The sequence below is a fragment of the Novosphingobium sp. BL-S-32 genome (genome assembly GCF_056857055.1).
Genome location: NZ_CM166477.1, coordinates 608,962 through 628,211 on the forward strand (window position 1 = coordinate 608,962; position 19,250 = coordinate 628,211).

The following is a 19,250-nucleotide window of genomic DNA, read 5'->3' on the forward strand; positions in this document are numbered from 1 at the left end:
TTTCGAGGATGCCGAGTCGGCAATGAAAGATGCGTGTGGATCACTGGCGTGGCTTAGTGAACGACTGGGCGCGGGTTGAATGACCGCTTCTCACCCAAAATGCGCGTTCACGCCTGCGGAGTGGCCCAGTTCCAAGGCAGCAACTCGTCGATCCGATTGATCGGATGCCCCTTGCCGATACGGTCTAGGACGTCAGCCAGCCATTCCTGTGGATTGATGTCGTTAAGCTTGGCCGTCTCCAGCAGCGAAAGCATGGAAGCCGCGCGCTCACCACCACAATCGGCGCCGGCAAAAAGCCAGTTCTTGCGGCCCACGGCGATGCCCCTGAGGGCATTCTCCGCTGGATTGTTGTCGATCTCCAGCCTGCCGTCGTCGGTGTAAGCGAGTAGCTGCGGCTTGAGCTTCACGGCATAACGCAGGGCCTCGGCCAGCGGTGAACGGGCCGAGGCCCTGGACAGCACATCGTCAGCCCAGGCGAAGAAATCCAGCGCCTTGAGCTTTGAGAGTTTACGAGCCTTGCGACGAAAATCCGCGGGTTCGCGCACGATCTGCCGTTCGACGTCGTAAAGCTCACCGATCATCTGCAGCCCATCGAGCGCAACCGAGTTCGGGTCTGCCTTGTAGACATCGTTCAGCTTGCGCCGGGCATGCGCCCAGCACGCAACGGGCGTGATCGGCGCAGGCTGGCGGTCACTTGCGTATAGGCGCTCGAAGCCAGCATAGGCATCGGCTTGCAGGAAGCCCGCGAAGGTCTTGAGATGCTCTCGAGGTCGCTCACCCTTGCGATCGGGGCTGTAGCGGAACAGAGTTGCCGGCTTGTCCAGATGGCTCCATCGTCGGTTGTCGCGCAGATACACCCATAGCCGCCCGGTTACCGTCTTCCCGGTCCCCGGTGCCAGGACGGGAACGGGTGTATCGTCAGCGTGGAGCTTCACGCTGGCCATGACGTGATCGGCGATCCGATCGACCAGCGGCTGCAGTAGCCAGCTTGCCTGTCCGAGCCAGTCCGCCATTGTCGAGCGACTGATCTCCACGCCCTCGCGGGCGTAGATCTGCGACTGACGGTATAACGGCAGGTGATCGGCGAACTTGGAGACGATGACGTGGGCCAGCAGGCCGGGGCCTGCACGGCCACGCGGCACGGGAAGCGCCGGGGCGGGTGCCTGGCTGATTGCATCGCAGCGGTTGCAGGAAATCTTGGGCCGGACATGACGGACGACGCGGAAGCGACCGGGGACATATTCCAGCACTTCGGTCACGTCCTCGCCGAGCTTGCCCATCGTGCCCCCACAGGCGGAGCAGCCGTCGGCATCCGGTGCTGCGTGCATGACCTCGTCTCGAGGAAGATGATCGGGCAGCGGAGCACGGCGAGGCTTGCGAGGGGCAGCCCTGGCCGGGGTATCTTCGGGCACGTGACCTTCGATCACACACTCGGCATGGGCATGCTCGGCCTCGAGATCCTCCAGCGTCAGCTCGAGCTGGTCGGCCTGAAGGGCAAGGCGTTCCGATGACTGACCGAACTTCATGCGCCGGAGACGAGCCAACTGGACCTTGAACTTCTCGATCTGCAGCGCCGTCAGCTTGATCGAGTTTTGAGCAGTCTGAAGCTTCTCGCGGGTCACGTCATGGGCTGCCCGTTCGGCTTCCAGCGCCTGCTCCGAAACGGCCAGACGTGCGCGCATCGCCTCAGCAAAAGCGCGCAGTTCTGCGGGATCGGTAGGGAGCTCGAGATCGGCGGGAGACACGCTTCCCGTTAGCAGAATCCGGCCTTCCACCCAAGCAGAAAGCCCGGAAATGCGGCGATTATCGCGTTAAATCTGCACCGGCAGGCGGGGCGGATCAGGGGCCACTGTGCGCCGCCAATCCATTGCTTCGATCAGCAGTGCAAACTGCGCTGGGGTCAGCACGACACCGCCTTCGATGAGCGGTGGCCAGACGAAACGGCTGCGTTCCAGGCGCTTGGCGAACAGGCAAAGCCCGGTCCCATCCCAATGCAGCGCCTTCAGGTAGTTGCCGCTCTTGCTGCGGAACAGGAAGACATGCCCGCCGTAGGGCTCGACCGCGAATAGCGGGCGGACCAGCGCCGCCAGCCCATCGAAACCGAGCCTCATGCTGACCGGCTTGCTTGCCAAGTAGACCTTCGTTCCTGGAGCCAGCGAAATCACGATACATCCCGGAATGCGCGCAGCACGCGGGCCAGCGCCTTCTCGTTGACATAGCTGTCCACTGACAGGCGAACGCCGCTGGGCAAGTCTATGTCTATTGCGCCGGGGCGGGCGCCGGGATGTGGGCGGATCAGTTCTTCCGACGCTGACGGTATCGGCGACGAAACAGGTCGCGGCGCCTTCTGGGGCTCGGGCACCGCCGGCGCAGCCGCAGGCTCCGTCGTTATGATCGCGCCGTAAGGAATGAACTCGAGCGCCTCACTGGCGATTGCCGCTGCCTGGCGGCGCGCCGATCGCCAATTATAGATCAGGCTCTCGGCAATCTCATGGCGCTCAGCAACCTGGCGGACCGATACGCCGTCTGCATCCGCCTCGGCGAGGATCGCCGCCTTCTCGGCATCCGAAAACTTCCTGCGCCGTTCGGTGCGCGCGATGATCTCTACTCGATCCTTCACTTGGCCTCCTTCTGGAGTCCAGAAAGAGACTCCATACCAAAGGTCCATCAGCGGCCAGGTTAAATGCCGCAACACGCCGGAGGGCGGACGCTTACCCATGGGCTTCAGTATCTGTATCTGAGACCTTCTCATGGATGCCGCAACAAGGGATGAAAGGACTGCCGCAAATTGTGGATCGTTCATGAGCCGAAAATTGGGTATACAGACCTTAGAATTCCCTGTCTCAAGCGCGGCTTGACATCGAAGGTTCAATGATTCACGTTTTGTTCAGCGCTTGGCAATAAGGTGGTAGGGATACCATGAGCCGGAAATCGCCCAAACTGACCTTGAGTCTGCCGAGATGTCGCCATTGCGGTCGGCATTGGCGTCCGGCGCAGGGCGTCGTGGCTACTGCGGCCTTCTGCTCGAAGTGCTCGACCGTGCGTGCGGCGACGGCCAGCGCCAAGCTAGGCCTCGAGAAGATCACGGGTTCCGATCTTATCGGCAGCTATCTCCTCCCAAGGCGGTTGAGGCCGCGCTAGGCGAAGAAGGCTTCCAGCCCCCTCAGCGCGACGCTGCGACTGACGATGCCGGGCGATCCCGCCAGGCGCTTGTTCTGTCCCTTGCCGACCGGCTCACTTCGGGCTTCCCATTCATGGCGCCGCGGCGAATGGCGCTTCCATTCTACAACTTGACGACGAGCGCCCTTAATCTGTTCCCAGCGCACCAGCTCGGGCGTGACGCTGCATTCCCATATCGGCGTGGTCGGCAGATTCCCCAAAGCCTTGAGCGCTTGCGACGCGCTCTGGCATCGAACCGCATCGTCGTCATTCAGCATCTTGCGGATGGCGGTACGCCACGGCTTCGTGATGTGTGGTAGCCAGTCTAGCGTCCCGGCGAAGCCACCGTGTCTTACGATTTCGCGCGGATCGGGCGCATCATCGTACCAGACCTTGCCGTGAAGCAAGCGATAGAGAGTCATCCCCACCGCCCAAATGTCCGACTTCGCACTGGTACCCTTGCCGTTCCAGACCTCGTAGGCGATGTGATCGCTGTACCCGGCCTGCGAAGCGTATCCTAGGACAAGGTCGTCGGTAACGAGCCCGAAGTCGCTGATCTGCGCCTCTGTTTTGCCGTTGAGCAAGATGTTCGCGGGCTTAATGTCGCGATGGATCATGCCTCGCGAATGCATGACACTTAAGCCCATAAGGATCTCGGTGCCGATCTTGCGTACGGCGGAGAGTGTCATCGGGCCGCGGTCGAATGCCGACTGTAGAGAGCCGCCAGAACAGAAGGCCATGCAGATCATGACGCTGTCGCCATCCGGCGCCTCCACGACGTGATGGACCTGAACGACATTGCGGTGGCTTGCCTTGGCCAAGCTCCGCGCCTCGGCCAGATAGCTCGCCTTGTAATCTGGCCATGTCGCGTCGTCGTGGAACGCCTCGCGCTTCAGTACCTTCACCGCCACCTGGCCATGCGCCGGGTCGTCACCCTGAAAGACCTCGCCGAAGTGGCCATTGCCGAGCCGAACGCCCAGCTTTAAGTCGGAGATGAAGCCCGCCATCAGTCGTTCCGCGCCGCGACGATGAGCATCGTCGTTTCCCGGCTCAGCTTGCGAAGCGTACCTCCGGTAGTCTTGTCGGCCCAGAACGCGTCGTCACCGACATAGTCGTCGACGTTGCGATCGCCGTAAGTTCTGCTGATCACCGCCTTCGATAGGGCCTTCACGGGGCACTGCGATGCGGCAGCCGCGATCACGACGCCCCGCACCTCGGCGCTGAGAAGCAAGCCGAGCGTGGCCGACCCTTTGCCGGTTACGGCGCTCGCCTTCACGACGACCGCGTCAATCCCGTTCTCCTTGATATAGTCGGCGCACTGCTGATGCATGACGTTATATGCCGCCGAGCGGTCGCCCTTCTGGACCTTCCACGTATCGTCCATCCTGATGACGATCGGGCCATCATCGTCCGGGATCTCGGCATCGACGACGATCACCGAATCCTTCGAGGCGCTCAGCCCCAGCCACCGGCTTGTCATTCAAGTCCCCCTAGTTTGAACCGAATGATTACAGCAGGACCCCATCACAGGAAATCGGGTACACGCGAGAATCCCCAATGTTTCACCATCGGAAAGTCAGTTTAGTCGGACTCATTTCTTGCCCGAGGCCAGGATAGTCGCTTCGGCTATGAGCGCATCCAGCACGCATTCCAGCTTCTCCGTGTGGTAGTCTTCTCCAGCGATTTCGGCATCTGTTCGCTTGAAGAAGTGCTTCGCGTAGCTCTCCTTGTGTTCGAGCGCCCCGTGCCAGGCATCGACATCCTTCTTGTAATTGCTCCACACGACCTGCGCTGGACCATATGACGGCAGTTCGAGATCGAGATAGCACTCGATCGCGGCAGCACGCCCGTTGATGTCGGCGGTTGATACGCCTTGCGGTCCATAAGCCGGGAATTCCCGGAACGCTTCGTGGTCTGGCAGCACCATCGCTCGCATGTTGGAAGGCATGTCGAGGCCCTGCAAGCGACGCCTCGCATCTTGGCCCTCTGCGTCGTTGTCCAGCACGAACAGTATGTTGTTCTGCACATCTATTCTCACCAGTCCTTCGGCAAATTTTACCAGGCTGCCGGTGCCCCAGAATGGATGATTCTCGTTCACGTCGATGAAGCGAAAGAAGTCGGCGACATCTGGTCGTAGGACGTCGAGGGCGCGGTTAATGATACGGGCATCCGACGTCCCCTCGGTCGCGACAAGGATCGTGCTGTAACGATCGATACCCGGCACGAAGGATGATACCTTCTCCCAGCCATTCTCGACCAGCGGACCATACAGCCAGATGATTTCGGCGTCGGTGTTGGCGCCGTTATACCCGAGCACCTGCATCATCGGATATGGATCTAGGATCATGGCCGTCGAGGCGAAGAAATCCTTCTCCGACTGACCCTCCTCACGCATCCACGGATAATAGTCGGGTTCGGCGGGTATGCGGCGTACCTCGTCAGCATGTGTGGCGAAACGGCCTGGCGGTATCGATTCCTCCCCTTCGGGGCCTGGCGGTATGCTGCGCGTGTCGAGGCTCGATAGCGGGTATCGTGTGCAGAAGGTGCAGAATTCCTCGAAGGACATGTACTCGGTCGGCAGGGAGATGGATGTGAACTCTCGGGCAGCCTCGATCGCCTGCGCCACGGCCGCTTCGTATGCGACTCGAGCCGACTCGATGTCGGCGCCGAGTAGATTTAGCCGCGGAAGCGTCCGTCCAAGGGAGCGCACAAATGCTGCATCAAATAGCTTCTCCTCCTCGTCATCGGCCTCGGCGGATTCGTAATCGACTTGGTCGCTCCGTCGGCAGGCTTGATCACCTTTCTGGAACAGAGGGCCAAAATTGATCCCCATGGAATTCTTTGACCAACAAAGTTCGAGGCCATCGATGGTCAGGTCAATGATGGTGCCCATTGTGATTTCCCCCCAGTGATCGTGCGTTTGCACGATCAAAGTTTCAGCTACGATAACGGCCTGTTGATGATCTGACGATCGCCATGATGCCCAGTCTGTAAAACGTCATTGCGGACACTATGCGAGCCAATCGGGCGACCGCTGGTTGTCGGGTTTGGCATAGAACCTGTCGCTGATCACCTTGCGTGGGAATGACCGAAAAGTCCCAAGGCAGGCCGCTGATCTGGGCTCGCGCCACCTTGAAGGGAGCGTCGGCTTTCCCTGGGCGGTCGCCGCTAAGCCGACTGTCGCCTTAGTCCCATGCCCGGTCGTTGGAGCCGGTTCATTGGCAGTTGAAGGTAGGGCAGGTTTGCAAGACCAGTATTGGGCCAGCGAACGGCAGCTAAGTTGGCGATTGCCGTCCTGCCAAGGTGATCGAATACGCCTGTCTGCTTTGGGCAGATACGGTCGGAAAGGCGAGAACGAGTTTCGCACCTTTCCGTGTGGATGTGATCGAGTCCGGCTGCTGCCACCTCAAGCCGCTGATATTGAATTCGACTGAGCGATCACCTTCAAAACCAGAGCGCTCGGCTTGGGAGACCGCTTGAACGTAACCGGATCGACGCTGGCAAGCCCAAAGGTGCCGTGGCCTATGCCAGCGCCCCATTCGTAATTGTCCATCAGGGTCCAATGGATATAGCCCTGCACGGGAACGCCTTCGGCCATTGCCTTGTGAAGCTCGCGTAACCCGTCGCGGATAAGGTTGGCGCGGATTGTATCGTCGTCGGTTCCAACACCGTGCTCGGTTACCAAGACCGGCTTGCCGGTCGCTTGATAGGCGTATCGCGCCGCACCGGCGAGGGACGGAGCATATACCTCGGCGCCGCGGAAATTGCGCGGCGTGCCGGCGGGCGCAGGGAGACGGCCATCCTTGCCCCACAGGATCCGCTCGTAGTTCTGGATGGCGACGAAATCGTCGCCGCGCGCCACTGCCAGCCAGTCTCCGTAGAGTTCGGCCCGCATCCGGTCTCGGATGGAATTCGGGCCGACGGCCTGGTCGTCGGCGATCGACAGTGTGAAGCCGACGGGAAGGTCGGGGCGCACTGCCTTGATCGCGGCACGCGCACTTTTGTGGCCCTTGATCATCGCGGCGGTCAGGGCGGGGACGTCCTCCGGCAAGACAGTATTAGCCACGAGATAGCGCGGTACGCCCGCAGCCTTTGCGGCTGCGGCCAGATTGGCGCGCAAGCCTCCCATGAACTGAGGGGGCAGAACGAACGGCAGAAGCCGGGGCAGGTTCGGCTCGTTCAAGGTCGTCGCGATTGCTATTCCGCTTGCCAGATGTTTGGCCGCCCGCTCGCAGAAACGAGTGAACAGGTCGCTCGCATCGGGATGCAACCATCCTCCTTGGGCGGCAAACCAGCGCGGCGTTGTGTAGTGGTTGAAGGAGACCACCGGGGCAATACCACGTTCGCGGCAGCCATCGATGATGGCCTTGTAGTGATCGAGCATGGCGCGCGAGAACATTCCCGGTTCCGGCTCGATGCGGGGCCACTCAAGGCTGAAGCGAAAGGCATTGAGCCCCATGCTTTTTACAAGGTCGAGGTCATCTCGCCATAGCTCGAGGCTATTGACGGCATCCCCCGACGGCGCGCCAGTGATAGTAGGTTGCACATTCTCGAGAAGCCACTGGTCGGAATTCGTGTTGTTACCCTCGATCTGGTGGCCAGCGGTTGCTGCGCCCCACAGGAAGCCGGAAGGGAAGCTGGCCGATCCTGGCGAGGGTCGCTTTTGTGCAGGAGCGGCGGCGGCCTTCCCGGCAAGCGTGGGCGCCGCGGCGAACGCAGCAGCACCGGCGATGAGTGAACGGCGGTCGATCATAGGGAGTCCTTGGTGAAAAGGCGGGCGGGCATGCCCAGCCATGAAATCAGACAGGCATTTGTTCCGGAGCTTATGCGGCAGAATGAAGCCTGAAACGCGCCAGCATGTCCCTGAATGTCAGCCCCGCATCGAGGTAGGTGTAAACCCGCATGGGACGTCCACCCGGACGTTCTTCATAGCTTCCGTTGTCGAGCAGCCTTGGCGTTGGCAACAGCTTGTACCGGCTCGAAGTAGGGTCTGGCTGCATTGGCGGAACCAGCGCGGTCAATGTCACCAGCGGACTGTCGCCCAGGACGTAGGCGTCGGTCATGGCCACTGGGGGGACGCCCGGTATCTTGGCGAACATCTCCGGTATCGCATCGACCCTGGCTTTCAGATAGGCGCCCAGACGGCTCTGCGCGCCGAGTTCTTCAAGCTCGGCCGTGCTGAACAGCATCTGGCAGTAAGCATCAGAGGGCACTTGCCAGATCTCGATATCGGACTCGTTGAACAGCACTTGCGCCGCTACCGGATCGATCGAGAAATTGAATTCCGGCTCGCCCTGCTTGGCTGCGGGATTTCCAAAACCGGGGTGAGTGTTCCCGCCGATCCAGATCAATTTTAGGCGGCGACCAATGCGCGGCTCAGACAGCCACGCGAGTGCGAGATCGGTCAGCCCTGCGCCGGCTGCATAGATCAGGGGCTCGGTAGCGTCTTCGCGCAGGGCCTCGCGGACGATGGCAGCTGATGCCGCACTGGGTTTCCAGGAAGTGCGTGACTGGATTGGTGTTTCTGATCCGGCCATGATCTTGTACTTGCCGGCAAGGTTCATGAGGTCGAGAACTTCGCCGACCCGGCCAGCGGCATCCTGGGCATCGTGCCCGCCGCCGAACTTGGCGGGAAGGTGCGATCCGACGATCAGCGGAATCTTTACCGACGAGCACAGTACGTGATGGGCAAGTTGGAACAACCCATCCGGGTCGCCGGCGAAGTCGTTGTCGAGGATCACCCGTGCCAACGCTGGCTGTTTGCCGAATGCATTTAAGGGCGCCATCAAAGCACCCATGAGCGCCATCGTCGACCCGACAAAGCTTCGGCGACCCATTTTATGGGGCAATCTACCTCTCCTGTTTATTTTCTCGCGTTTTGTCACCCATTCAAAACATCATGTAAAATAGGTATTTTTTGCATAAGCATAGGCTCTGCCTATGCCCGAAGTACGAAACCGGGCACACGCAACTCTGGACCTGTAGCCAAATCGAATGGCCGGTTTTTGGATTGGCTGACAGCGCGCTCAACGTCCGCGAAGTCGGCGGCTCCGGAACGACAGCTATTTCCCCACCACCATCCGAAAGCCGCCAGTCTCTTCACGGCCAGAGCTTCAGCTTGACCACATAGTAGCTCAGGGCTAGGTGCTCACTTGCGCGTTACTGGCGATCAAGATGGGCGACCATCGGGGACCGCGCACAAAAAGCCGCTCGCCTGGGCAATCGGAGAAATCCGAACAACCTTCTGCCGAAGGAGCCCGACGTGAGCGCAAAGATCATAGATGGAAAATCATTTGCCGAGAGGCTGGCCAGTAAAGTTGCGGCAGCAGTGCCGGACTTCACAGCACAGGTGGGGCGCACACCCGGCTTGGCGGTCGTCATGGTTGGCTGCGATCCGGCTAGCGAGATTTATGTCCGCAGCAAGGTACGGAAGACGATCGAGCTTGGCATGACCAGTGTCGAACACCTGCTTTCGGCCAACATCCGGCAGGACGAGTTGTTGTGCCTTGTTGGCCAACTCAACAAGGACGATGCCGTAGACGGCATTTTGGTCCAGCTCCCTCTTCCTGACCATATCGACGAGGCAGCGATCATCAGCGCGATCGACCCCGCCAAGGATGTGGACGGATTACACCCTCAAAGTTCTGGAAAGCTGGTTGCGGGAATATCTGGACCCGTTTCCTGTACACCATTCGGTTGCCTGATGCTCCTCAAGTCGGAATTGGGCAGCCTAGCCGGCTTGGATGCTATCGTGATCGGCCGGTCGATCCTTGTCGGCAAACCAATGGCTCAACTTCTGCTGAATGAGAGCTGCACAGTCACTGTCGCCCATTCTCGAACGCGCGATCTTGAGAACAAGGTGCGGCAGGCGGACATTATCGTAGCGGCGTCGGGCCAGGCTGAGATGATCACGGGAAGCTGGATCAAACCGGGCGCTACGGTAATCGACGTGGGTACGACGCGGGTCGTCCGCGACGGCAAGAAAAGGTTGCTGGGCGATGTCCATTTTTCATCTGCGGTGACGGTCGCGGGGGCGATCACCCCTGTCCCAGGAGGCGTCGGTCCGATGACGATCATGACCTTGATGCACAATACGCTGGTCGCGGCATTTCGACGCTGTGATCTGCCACCGCCGGTTCTTTGGTGAGAGGTCGGATGGGTGGGTGTCTCGTCGCGGCCAGGAGCTGATGGACCAATCAAGAGTCATCGACCGCGCCGATGGTCGGCAAGCGCCCATTCAAGACGCTCAACGGCCATTCTGATGATCCCTGAAGCCGACCTTTAGCTTTGCTTAGACGGCGCCTGACTGAACGGCAGGAAATCGGGAGCACGCTTTCAGGCCCGAATGGCTCAGATGTTGGGGAGGCGGACATTAGCCACCTTCGCTATAGCCACAGTATTCAAGCGTAACTTCGCCCGAGGCCGTGTTGAAGTGACCTATTGCCGCGTAACCGGGCCTATCGTCGATCTCATACGAAAGGCTGGGTTCTGCCGGCAATATGAGTCGCCCCGGCTGAATGGCGAAGGCGTCGTCTCCTCGTCGCAAGCGGAATGTGATGATCTTGGCGTACACTTTCCCATTATTGGGCGACCCTCGCTTCACATCGGTCCATAATTGGTAGCGCCTCTCCCACCGAGAGAGATCGCCGACGCAAGCCTGCATTGTAAGTTTCGCTTCAATTCGTTGAATCTGATCCAGGCTAGGCGACGGATTGGCCTTCTCCTGATCGTGGCATGCCGTGGTCAGGAATAGTAGGCCGGTGAGAAAAAGCATTCGCATTCGCGAGGGATCTCACACGATTTGAACGTCCACAATGTCGGCGTGTCCGGTCAGGCAGGTTTCGGGTTAAAACCCTGCAATTCTGCCATTCCGCTTTGTTGGGGGAAGCGGAGATGGCCGACCGAGACTCATTCAACTCCCTTGCCATCAGGGGAATGATCAATCATTCCGATGGTTTGAAGCCAGCGCATTGCAAGCTTTGGCCAGTCAGTGATGGCCTGGTCGGTATGGCGCAGGCCAAAGGCGTGGCCCCCTTCAGGGTAGATATGCAGTTCCGCTTTCACATTGGCCTTTCTGAGCGCGATGTACCAAGCGAGCGAATTGTTCACGTTGTCGACCGGGTCGTCACCGCTTTGCAAGATAAATTGGGGCGGTGTGCGCGGGTCGACTGGAAGGCCCGACTTCAAAGCAAGAGTGTTGTCATCATCCGAGATGTGGCCCGGGTATAGCGCGATCCCGAAATCGGGCCGCACGCTGGTCTGATCAATAGCGTCGGTCGGCTTGTACACTCGATCATTCGTGCTTGTCGCCGCGACCAGATGCCCACCTGCCGAAAACCCGATGACGCCAATTTTGTGCGGATCAATGCCCCATTCCTTGGCGTGATAACGGGTCAGTGCAATAGCGCGCTGCGAATCTTCCAAAGCAATGATGCTTTTCGGATAGGGCCCTGTGCGTGATGTCTCGACATTGTCGAATCCAGGCGTGCGGTACTTTACTATGAGGCAAGTAACACCCTTGTTTGTGAGCCAATCGCACACCTCAGTACCTTCAAGATCAATGGCAAGGTCCCAATAACCGCCACCGGGGAATACAAGCACAGCAGTGCCACTGCTTGCAGCTCTCGGCCGATAAAGCGCGAGTGTCGGGATCAAAACTGAGTCAATTCCAATGAACGTTTTTCCGCCTATCAGTTTCTTGGGGGCAACAGTGACCGTCTCTTGCGGATAGAGTGTGGGCTCGAACGGATCAGGTGGCGTTCCAGTCCACAACGGCATTTGAGGATGTTCCGACGACGGCGGCCAAGGGGCCGCTCCGGCTGTGCATGCGCATGAAAACAGAGCTAGCGACGCACAAGCGTTTCGAAACATCTATTACCCTTTGGTGGAGATTTGCTGCGAAACCTATGACAGCTTCAGGGCCAACCGCAACATCGCTTAACGTCGTCTTTGTTAGCGGCTCCGGAATGACAGATTTCCGGTTTTAGCTGCCGCCTGATACGAAGCCTTGCTTTATCGGAATACCCTTCGCCCTAAGCTCGCCGATCACGCACATTGATTGTCCGTACGTGGCTGCCTCGGGCCTGAACCACCTTACAGATCCGTCGATCCACTTGAGACTATCGTGAGACAGGCCGCACTTATTTGCAATTGCCTCAAGCTCTGGGGTCCAGTCTTTGCCTTCGGCCAAGGCGGGGCCTTCTATCAACACGAAGGCGAAAATAGGAAGGAGCGTGCGGATCATCCCGCGACAATACATTGGGCGTCGATGACCGCAACGTCGGCGGATCCGGATAGCCGGCTTTCGGATTAAAATCCTGAAAATCTGCCATTCCGCTTTGCCTGGGGAAGCGGAATGGCGGCTTTTAGCAGCCCTATCGCCCTTAGCGGACGTGGCGCGGATTATCCTGATAGGTCCATGTACGTATCAAAGCGAAGGCGGCAGCGCCGAAAAACAAGCCCATTATGAAATATCCGATCCACACGGGCACCGTGGATTGGGTGTTCACAAGCCAGACCACAGCGTCCGCGGAGGCCCACAGTAACAGCGCGGGGAGTGATATTCCCCGAAACATCGAAATCCAGCCGACGCGCTCGCCTACGTAGATTACAATAAGAGGGACGAGGGAAACCCAAAGCCATGGACTGGCAAGGTCATGAACACTCAGCTTGTCGAGAACGAACACACTGCCGGCATATAGGAAACTTAGACCCGCCAATTTGAGCCTATTCGTCGAATTGGAAAGCACCGCCGCCTCTCGTAGTCCGCAAAAATTTCCCGCGAGAATGGCCGCTATCGGGATGTTCGGCAATGTCGAATATGCCGGCTTTGTCGGCGTGTCCGGAATGGCCGGTTTTGGATTAAAACTCTGAAAATCCGCCATTCCGCTCCGTTGGGGGAAGCGGCTTCGCTCAAACGTCTGAGAAACGCTCACGGAGCAGATATCTTATGCCACCGCAAATCGCCCCGCCTGCCGTTGCAACGATTATGATGTTTGATTGTTGGTCAGTCGACACAGGCCAATGAGCACCAACAACGGCGATAACCGCGAATAGGACAACTGCAAGTACATCGATTAGAACTTTCATAGCGCTGATGATGTACAGGCCAACGATGGCTGACTCAATGTCTGCGATGTCGGCGTGTCCGGTCAGGCAGGTTGCGGATTAAAACCCTGCAACTCTGCCAAGCCGTTTTGTGGGGTAGTCGACCAATCCGAAGCTGATGCGCGCTGTCACGTTTTGGGACGAACATATCCGCTTGGGCACCTTAGCGCGAGCATCGTTGATGCTTACCAGCGCAACATGTCCAAGCCTATCCAGAACATACCGCAACCGAAAAAGAACGCGAAAAAGCGCCCACCCACTGCGAGCCAGTAATAGAACGGCTCGTTAGATCGTTCGTAGCGTGCGCCGGCCCGGCCCCAGCGCGCCACTTTGCGGCGAAACTCGTAAATTCCCCACACGAGATTGACGACGGAAAACGTCGCCACGAAGCCTAGCCATAAATAGGGAAAAATAACGAAGTGACTGCTGGTTGACATATGCTCTCGCCGACGGAGAAGACTTGATCTTTGCCCAAGCGTCTCGATGTCCGCAACGTCGGCGTGTCCGGAACGGCAATTTTCAGATTAAAATCCTGAAAATCTGCCATTCCGCTTTCAGTAGCGCTGCGCGGCGTCTCAGATGACCCAGATGTCGGGTGAGCAACGTTGCAAAGCCGTGAGCAACTCATATGAAAAGCCATGATCTGGAACATCATCGATAAGCGAGAACGACCTTTCCGCTGGCAGAGAGTCAACGCTATTGTGGAAGCCGTGGAGCATGACAATAGCTGCGCCGATGCCGATCAAGCTCCCGAAGGCGACCCGATGCTTACCGTGGATTACGCGGCGCTTGAAGCGGTCTCAGTTCAGGAAGCTGTCGCCTGAGCAAGTGGTCAGCGCTGTCCTGTTACCCTCTTTCTCTACGATGAAGGGCGTGGCTTTGCCAACGAAGAGCATCTCAACAATGTGGGCAATCGCTTTGCGGAAGAAGGCGAGGTAGCGAACGACCGCTAAGTCGGCGTGACCGGAACGGCGTATTTCGGAATAAAATCGCGCAGCCCTGCCGTTCCGGTTCGGGACATCCTTGATGCCATTTCTATGACCGGCATGGGTGGAATGTGGGCGCACCACGAGCTAATATTTCGTATGACAGAGCATTTTTCGTTGCGCTTCGATTGGGATGCGGCCTCAGGTGAAATAGTGACTGACGTACTCGGCCTGAACGCCTCATACCAATCTGCATTGATTAGAACTGACGGGCCCATTTGCGGCGGCCGATGGTCATGATGCGCCAAGGCTGGTCGACCAATTTGTTCCAAGCCTCGCAGCAGTGATCGACGATGTTGTCGTGGGATGTGAACACGCGATTGGAGAGCCAATTATCGCGCATGAATTGCCAAACGTTCTCGACTGGATTTAGCTCAGGACACTTGGCCGGTAGCGCGACGATGCTGATGTTGGCGGGAATCTCCAGCTTGTCGGTCATGTGCCATCCGGCTTGGTCCATCAGCACCACAGCGTGGCTGCCCGGCGCGACGGCGAGCGCGATCTCTGCCAGATGAAGGGACATTGTCTGGGTGTTGCAGAAAGGCAGGATCAGCCCAGCTCCTTTGCCGTGTTCAGGGCAGATGGCTCCGAAGATATAGGCCGATTTAGTGCGCTGATCCTTGGGCGCTGACGGTCGCGTTCCCCGCCTGGCCCAGCGCCGGGTGATGGTGTTCTTCTGGCCGACGCGGGCCTCGTCTTGGAACCAAATCTCTATAGCGGTGCCCTTCGGGAGGCTTGTCCGGACCTCTGCCACTGCGGCAGCAAAGCCCCTTTTTTGAACGCTTCCATGGCGAGTTCGTTCTGCGCGTGATGGCGTGGTCGCGCTGTCAGCTTCACATAGCCCAGTTTCTTCAACTCGCGGCTCACCGTCGTCTCATCGAGCGACACCGCGAACTCTTCGTGAAGCCATTGAACCAAGTCGATCAACCGCCACCGCACTACGCCATGGATCGCCGGTATCGGCCCGCGCTCGACCACTTCGACAAGCGCCCGACGCTGTTCGTCATCAAGGATCGAGCGCTTGCCCGGGGCCTTGCCGTCCAGCAGTCCGTCCGGCCCCTGGGCATTGAACCGGATCACCCAATCGCGCACGATCTGCAGAGTGACGCCGCCGATACGCGCTGCATCGCTACGGCTGCCTCCATCGTATATCTGTGCAAGCGCCAGCAAGCGCCGGGCCTGCGGCGCGCTCTTCGACAACCGCGCCAGACGCCGAAGCGCCGCCCCGTCGAAATCATTCCGTAACGCAATTGCCTGACCCATCTGCCTGTCCTTTCAATGCAGGACCTCATTGATTCAGACTTTTAGCGATTTGGGAATCCCAAACGTGAGTCAGGTTCAGCGCAGGCTGGTATCAGTCATGAACGAAGGGTCTGCACGCTGGGACGCGGTTGCAATATGTACGGGATCCACAGCTATCGTTGTGACAGTAGAGCCAGACACAGATCAGGTAATTATCACTCGCGAAAATTCGCCTTCTGGCCTGGGTTGGAAGCACGTCCCTTCATTTGAGTTTGCGATTGCCAAGACCATAGGATGGGCGTGGATCGGCATCAATTCTCAAGGCTACAAAGACAGCTTTACCATCGCTCTCGGCGATGCCGGTCCGGATGCTCTCCAACCTCGCTGCACCTTTGTTACCGAAGGTTCATCGCTGACGTGTTTCGATTTAATTCCTCGCCGCGCTTAACGTCCGCAACGTCGGCGTCTCCGGAATGGCCGGTTTCAGATTAAAACTCTGAAAATCCGCCATCCCCCTTTGTTGGGGATAGCGGTCGCGTCGGTCTCCGGGACGAGGGCATACGCAGATTGCCTAGGATCGTGCCGATGCGCGCATGGCCGCTCTTTAGGCAGGACCGTTACAGGCGGCATTCTCGAATCGCTTTTTTTCGAGATCATAGATCACATTGACGACAGAACATCCCCCATCAGCAATACCGGGCAGATCCAGAAAAGTATTAACCCAACGCCTTTTACCGATCTTAAGATCGTAAAATCGATTTTCTTTATCGTACGCCGTGATGTACCGGCCGATCAACTTTCCTTCTCTTGTGGAGTAATATCGAGCATAAGCTGGGAAGGGCATTGCATTTGCTGGCAAAATAACTTGCCTTTCAACATCATCCAAAATTGCCGCCTGCTCAGCAGATTCATCACTGCCGCAGCCGGAAAGCGCTATGGCAAAGCTGATGATAGCGATGCGTTTCATCATATTCAGACTTCCGATGAGTTTTGGGCAATCCCTAAGCGATCATTTGCGAGACGCAAATCGCTAGCTGAGGGAACGGCAGCAATGTCGGCGGATGCAGTCATTTCTCTGCTGCCGGCAAATCCACTGTCACTGAGTGGGTCTGGATGGGAGTGAAAAGGAAAAGCGCAGCGCTGATCAGCCCGAATACTCCCCAAACGTATCTGCGTGTGCGGAAATCAATCACGGCTTTCACAGCGCAGTATAGGGCACCTGCGAGTGAAGCGAGCGTCCAAAGAAGTAAGGTCATCATGTGGCCTTTCTATATCCGACCTGCTTGGAGCCGCAACGTCCGCTAAGTTGGCGTTTCCGGAACGGCAGGTTGCCGGTTAAAACTCTGAAAATCCGCCATTCTGCATTATTGGCGAAAGCCGCTTGGCGGTTTTCCGAGCTGCTGTGAGAATTACCGTCGCTTTGGGTCCAGATGCATTAGTCTTCTCAACAAAAATCGGGTGTTTGGTATTTTTTTCGGTACGGTGAATTCCCTGCACCCAATAAACCTATGCATTCTGGCGCTTCATTTGCGGAAATGAAATCTCCGCTTCGGATTACACCAATATACCGCCAAGTATCAGATCGCGTGTCACGTTCCTTGTATCGGCTTCCATTAAGTGGTTCAGGAGGGCCGTCCTGCGGCAGAGCGAAGAACGCATCACTGCCACCTTGCTCAATGGCTACCAGTTGATTTGTTGGCGTGAGATATATGTTGGTAAGTTGATGATCGTTCGCGGCGAACATCGTATCCGATGCGCTACCACCCTTGTTCCTGACAGTTACTGTCCATTCGCTAGAAAAGAGACCCATCTCGACCCTTACAGAGTTCACACCATCCGGTAGGGTTTGAAAATCGCGGCTATGACATGCCCCGAGCGCTGCCATCATAAATGAGATGAGGAGCGGAGAGAGGATGGGAGATCTTTTTCTCATAGCGCCAATTCTAATTCGCAGCGGGTTTCGAGCATAATAAGACGGATCGTTAACGACCGCTTCGTTGGCGGCTCCGGAATGACCGGTTCCTGGTTAAAATAATGAAAAGCCGCCATCTGTCAGGTTTTGTCAGGAGCCGCTATTCCGACAGCCTGAGAGGAACGGATTGAGTTGGTCGGCAAGCGCCCGAGCGTGAGCGGCAGCTATCCCAGTTGGACACCTCGAAAAACCGCTGGCGCCTAGCGGCTTGAGCTGATTCACTGCCTTTGCACGACGGTGGAGGCGATGGTGGCGGGGCAGTCGAGTTTCTTCGATCTTTCGGACCGATACGAGGCGTTGAGCGCGGCAGGCGATCCACTTGAACGGCTTGCGACTGTCGTCGACTTCGAGGTTTTCCGCGGTCCGTTGGTAGCAGCACTGCGGCGGAGTGTCCGCGGCAAGGGCGGCAGGCCGCCGTTCGATCCGGTCCTCATGTTCAAGATCCTGGTGCTGCAGGCGCTCTACTCGCTGTCCGACGAGGCCACCGAGTTCCAGATTAAGGATCGCTTGTCGTTCCAGCGCTTCCTAGGGCTCGGGCTCGACGGCACGGTGCCGGACGCAACGACGGTGTGGCTGTTCCGCGAGAGGCTGGTCAAGGCCAAGGCGATCGACAGGCTGTTCGCTCGCTTCGATGCCGCGCTCACCGAGCGGGGCTATCTCGCCATGGGTGGGCAGATCATCGACGCCACGGTCGTGCCCGCACCCAAGCAGAGGAACACCGAGGCCGAGAAGATGGCGATCAAGGATGGCCGAGTGCCCGAAGACTGGAAGCCGGCCAAGATCAGGCAGAAGGATCGCGATGCGCGCTGGAGCGTCAAGTATACCAAGGCCAAGGTGAAGGAGGGCGCTGATCCCAAGGCAGCGAAGCCAGTCGACCTCGCTATCCCGATGTTCGGTTACAAGAATCACATCGGCATCGACCGCGCTCATGGTCTCATCCGCACCTGGGACGCGAGCGCCGCCAATGCCCACGACGGCGCGCGACTGCCCGAGGTGGTCAGCAAGGACAACACCGGCTCGGGCGTGTGGGCCGACACCGCCTACCGGTCCAAGAAGAACGAGGCCTTCCTCGCCAAGGGCATGTTCACCAGCCACATCCATCAGAAGAAGCCGCCACGCCGGCCGATGCCCGAGCGCATCGCCAGGGCCAATGCGAAGCGCTCCGCCGTGCGCTCAGAGCCCGTTTGAGAAAAGCTTGAGCGGCGGCGGTTTGCGTGATTCAAGCTCGGGATGTGGACCCGAGCGAGCCGTGGCCGGATGGCTGAACGTGAGAAGCGAGCAAAGCGCTACCCGAGCGATCTGACGGATGCGGAGTGGGAGATCGTCCGCCCGTTCTTGCCCGCGCCGCCGAAGCGCGGGCGCAAGCCTACGACGGACCTGCGCGAGGTGCTGAACGCCTTGCGGTATCTGGCGCGTTCGGGCGGCGGTTGGCGGATGCTGCCCAAGGATTTTCCGCCGTGGCAGACGGTTTACTGGTGGTTCCGGCGCTTCGTGCGCCGGCTGCTGTTCCGCACGATCCACGACGTGGCGCTGATGCTCGACCGTGAGCGCGAGTCGCGCGAGCAGAGCCCGTCCGCAGCCGTGGTCGATAGCCAGTCGGTGAAGGCGCCCTCGGCTTTGTCCGGCGGCGGCTACGACGCGGGCAAGCGGATCAAGGGGCGCAAGCGCCACATCGCGGTCGACACCGACGGGCGGCTCCTCATGGTCAACCTGACGACGGCAGACATCTCCGACAGCGCAGGCGCGCAGGAGATCGTGTCCGCGATCCGAAGGCGCTGGCTGTC

General features: G+C 58.6%; 16 protein-coding genes, 2 pseudogenes and 1 riboswitch. Of the genes and pseudogenes, 5 read left to right on the forward strand and 13 right to left on the reverse strand.

Features of this window, described 5'->3' with window-relative positions; genetic code table 11:
• Positions 1 to 107: 107 nt before the first annotated feature.
• The 8 genes from tnpC to AC1VVK_RS19475 all read right to left on the reverse strand — a co-directional run bounded on the left by tnpC (position 108) and on the right by AC1VVK_RS19475 (position 9,008).
• Positions 108 to 1,682: an IS66 family transposase gene (gene tnpC, locus AC1VVK_RS19440; RefSeq protein WP_482906404.1), complete on the reverse strand. Its 1,575-nt coding sequence runs from the start codon at positions 1,680 to 1,682 to the stop codon at positions 108 to 110.
• Between the two features lie 129 nt (positions 1,683 to 1,811).
• On the reverse strand, positions 1,812 to 2,165 hold the full coding sequence (gene tnpB / locus AC1VVK_RS19445) for an IS66 family insertion sequence element accessory protein TnpB (RefSeq protein WP_009822160.1): 354 nt from the start codon (positions 2,163 to 2,165) through the stop codon (positions 1,812 to 1,814).
• Entirely contained in the window at positions 2,162 to 2,719 is a 558-nt protein-coding gene (gene tnpA / locus AC1VVK_RS19450; RefSeq protein WP_482906405.1) for an IS66-like element accessory protein TnpA, read from the reverse strand. Before tnpA ends, tnpB begins: the two co-directional genes overlap by 4 nt.
• Before the next feature lie 418 nt (positions 2,720 to 3,137).
• Positions 3,138 to 4,166, reverse strand: a complete 1,029-nt coding sequence (locus tag AC1VVK_RS19455) for a serine/threonine-protein kinase (protein ID WP_482906406.1) — start codon at positions 4,164 to 4,166, stop codon at positions 3,138 to 3,140.
• On the reverse strand, positions 4,166 to 4,639 hold the full coding sequence (locus AC1VVK_RS19460) for a hypothetical protein (protein WP_482906407.1): 474 nt from the start codon (positions 4,637 to 4,639) through the stop codon (positions 4,166 to 4,168). Before AC1VVK_RS19460 ends, AC1VVK_RS19455 begins: the two co-directional genes overlap by 1 nt.
• A 111-nt stretch (positions 4,640 to 4,750) precedes the next feature.
• Positions 4,751 to 6,052, reverse strand: a complete 1,302-nt coding sequence (locus AC1VVK_RS19465) for a HEPN/Toprim-associated domain-containing protein (protein WP_482906408.1) — start codon at positions 6,050 to 6,052, stop codon at positions 4,751 to 4,753.
• Between the two features lie 513 nt (positions 6,053 to 6,565).
• On the reverse strand, positions 6,566 to 7,912 hold the full coding sequence (locus AC1VVK_RS19470; protein WP_482906409.1) for a family 1 glycosylhydrolase: 1,347 nt from the start codon (positions 7,910 to 7,912) through the stop codon (positions 6,566 to 6,568).
• A 70-nt stretch (positions 7,913 to 7,982) separates the two neighbouring features.
• Entirely contained in the window at positions 7,983 to 9,008 is a 1,026-nt protein-coding gene (locus tag AC1VVK_RS19475; protein WP_482906410.1) for a nucleoside hydrolase, read from the reverse strand.
• A 299-nt stretch (positions 9,009 to 9,307) separates the two neighbouring features.
• Positions 9,308 to 9,386: riboswitch (ZMP/ZTP riboswitch) on the forward strand.
• A gap of 35 nt (positions 9,387 to 9,421) precedes the next feature.
• Between AC1VVK_RS19475 and folD the strand changes: the two genes are divergently transcribed.
• Positions 9,422 to 10,306 (forward strand): bifunctional methylenetetrahydrofolate dehydrogenase/methenyltetrahydrofolate cyclohydrolase FolD, encoded by an 885-nt coding sequence (gene folD / locus AC1VVK_RS19480; protein ID WP_482906411.1) that lies wholly within the window; start codon positions 9,422 to 9,424, stop codon positions 10,304 to 10,306.
• 761 nt (positions 10,307 to 11,067) lie between these two features.
• Here the strand turns inward: folD and AC1VVK_RS19485 are convergent.
• The 3 genes from AC1VVK_RS19485 to AC1VVK_RS19495 form a co-directional block, all read right to left on the reverse strand.
• On the reverse strand, positions 11,068 to 11,937 hold the full coding sequence (locus tag AC1VVK_RS19485; RefSeq protein ID WP_482906412.1) for an alpha/beta hydrolase: 870 nt from the start codon (positions 11,935 to 11,937) through the stop codon (positions 11,068 to 11,070).
• 605 nt (positions 11,938 to 12,542) lie between these two features.
• Positions 12,543 to 13,094, reverse strand: a complete 552-nt coding sequence (locus AC1VVK_RS19490; RefSeq protein ID WP_482906413.1) for a hypothetical protein — start codon at positions 13,092 to 13,094, stop codon at positions 12,543 to 12,545.
• Between the two features lie 357 nt (positions 13,095 to 13,451).
• The gene (locus tag AC1VVK_RS19495; protein WP_482906414.1) at positions 13,452 to 13,703 is read right to left on the reverse strand and encodes a hypothetical protein; all 252 of its coding nucleotides are present in this window, start codon (positions 13,701 to 13,703) and stop codon (positions 13,452 to 13,454) included.
• A gap of 201 nt (positions 13,704 to 13,904) precedes the next feature.
• Between AC1VVK_RS19495 and AC1VVK_RS19500 the strand changes: the two genes are divergently transcribed.
• Entirely contained in the window at positions 13,905 to 14,090 is a 186-nt protein-coding gene (locus AC1VVK_RS19500) for a hypothetical protein (protein WP_482906415.1), read from the forward strand.
• Positions 14,091 to 14,451: 361 nt separating this feature from the next.
• On the opposite strand, the gene AC1VVK_RS19505 is transcribed toward AC1VVK_RS19500, so the two are convergent.
• A protein-coding gene (locus AC1VVK_RS19505) for an IS630 family transposase (protein ID WP_482906416.1) occupies positions 14,452 to 15,515 on the reverse strand; the annotation gives its coding sequence in 2 pieces (ribosomal slippage) (positions 14,452 to 15,021 and positions 15,024 to 15,515; 1,062 coding nt in all).
• Positions 15,516 to 15,612: 97 nt separating this feature from the next.
• On the opposite strand from AC1VVK_RS19505, the gene AC1VVK_RS19510 reads away from it, so the two are divergent.
• On the forward strand, positions 15,613 to 15,942 hold the full coding sequence (locus tag AC1VVK_RS19510) for a DUF6334 family protein (protein ID WP_482906417.1): 330 nt from the start codon (positions 15,613 to 15,615) through the stop codon (positions 15,940 to 15,942).
• A gap of 156 nt (positions 15,943 to 16,098) precedes the next feature.
• Here the strand turns inward: AC1VVK_RS19510 and AC1VVK_RS19515 are convergent, their stop codons facing one another.
• On the reverse strand, positions 16,099 to 16,464 hold the full coding sequence (locus tag AC1VVK_RS19515; RefSeq protein ID WP_482906418.1) for a hypothetical protein: 366 nt from the start codon (positions 16,462 to 16,464) through the stop codon (positions 16,099 to 16,101).
• 1,251 nt (positions 16,465 to 17,715) lie between these two features.
• Between AC1VVK_RS19515 and AC1VVK_RS19520 the strand changes: the two are divergent.
• Together AC1VVK_RS19520 and AC1VVK_RS19525 are read left to right on the forward strand one after the other, a co-directional pair.
• Positions 17,716 to 18,642 (forward strand): annotated as a pseudogene (locus AC1VVK_RS19520) (IS5 family transposase); the annotation flags it as partial.
• 54 nt (positions 18,643 to 18,696) lie between these two features.
• Positions 18,697 to 19,245, forward strand: a pseudogene (locus AC1VVK_RS19525) (IS5 family transposase); the annotation flags it as partial.
• Positions 19,246 to 19,250 lie beyond the last annotated feature (5 nt).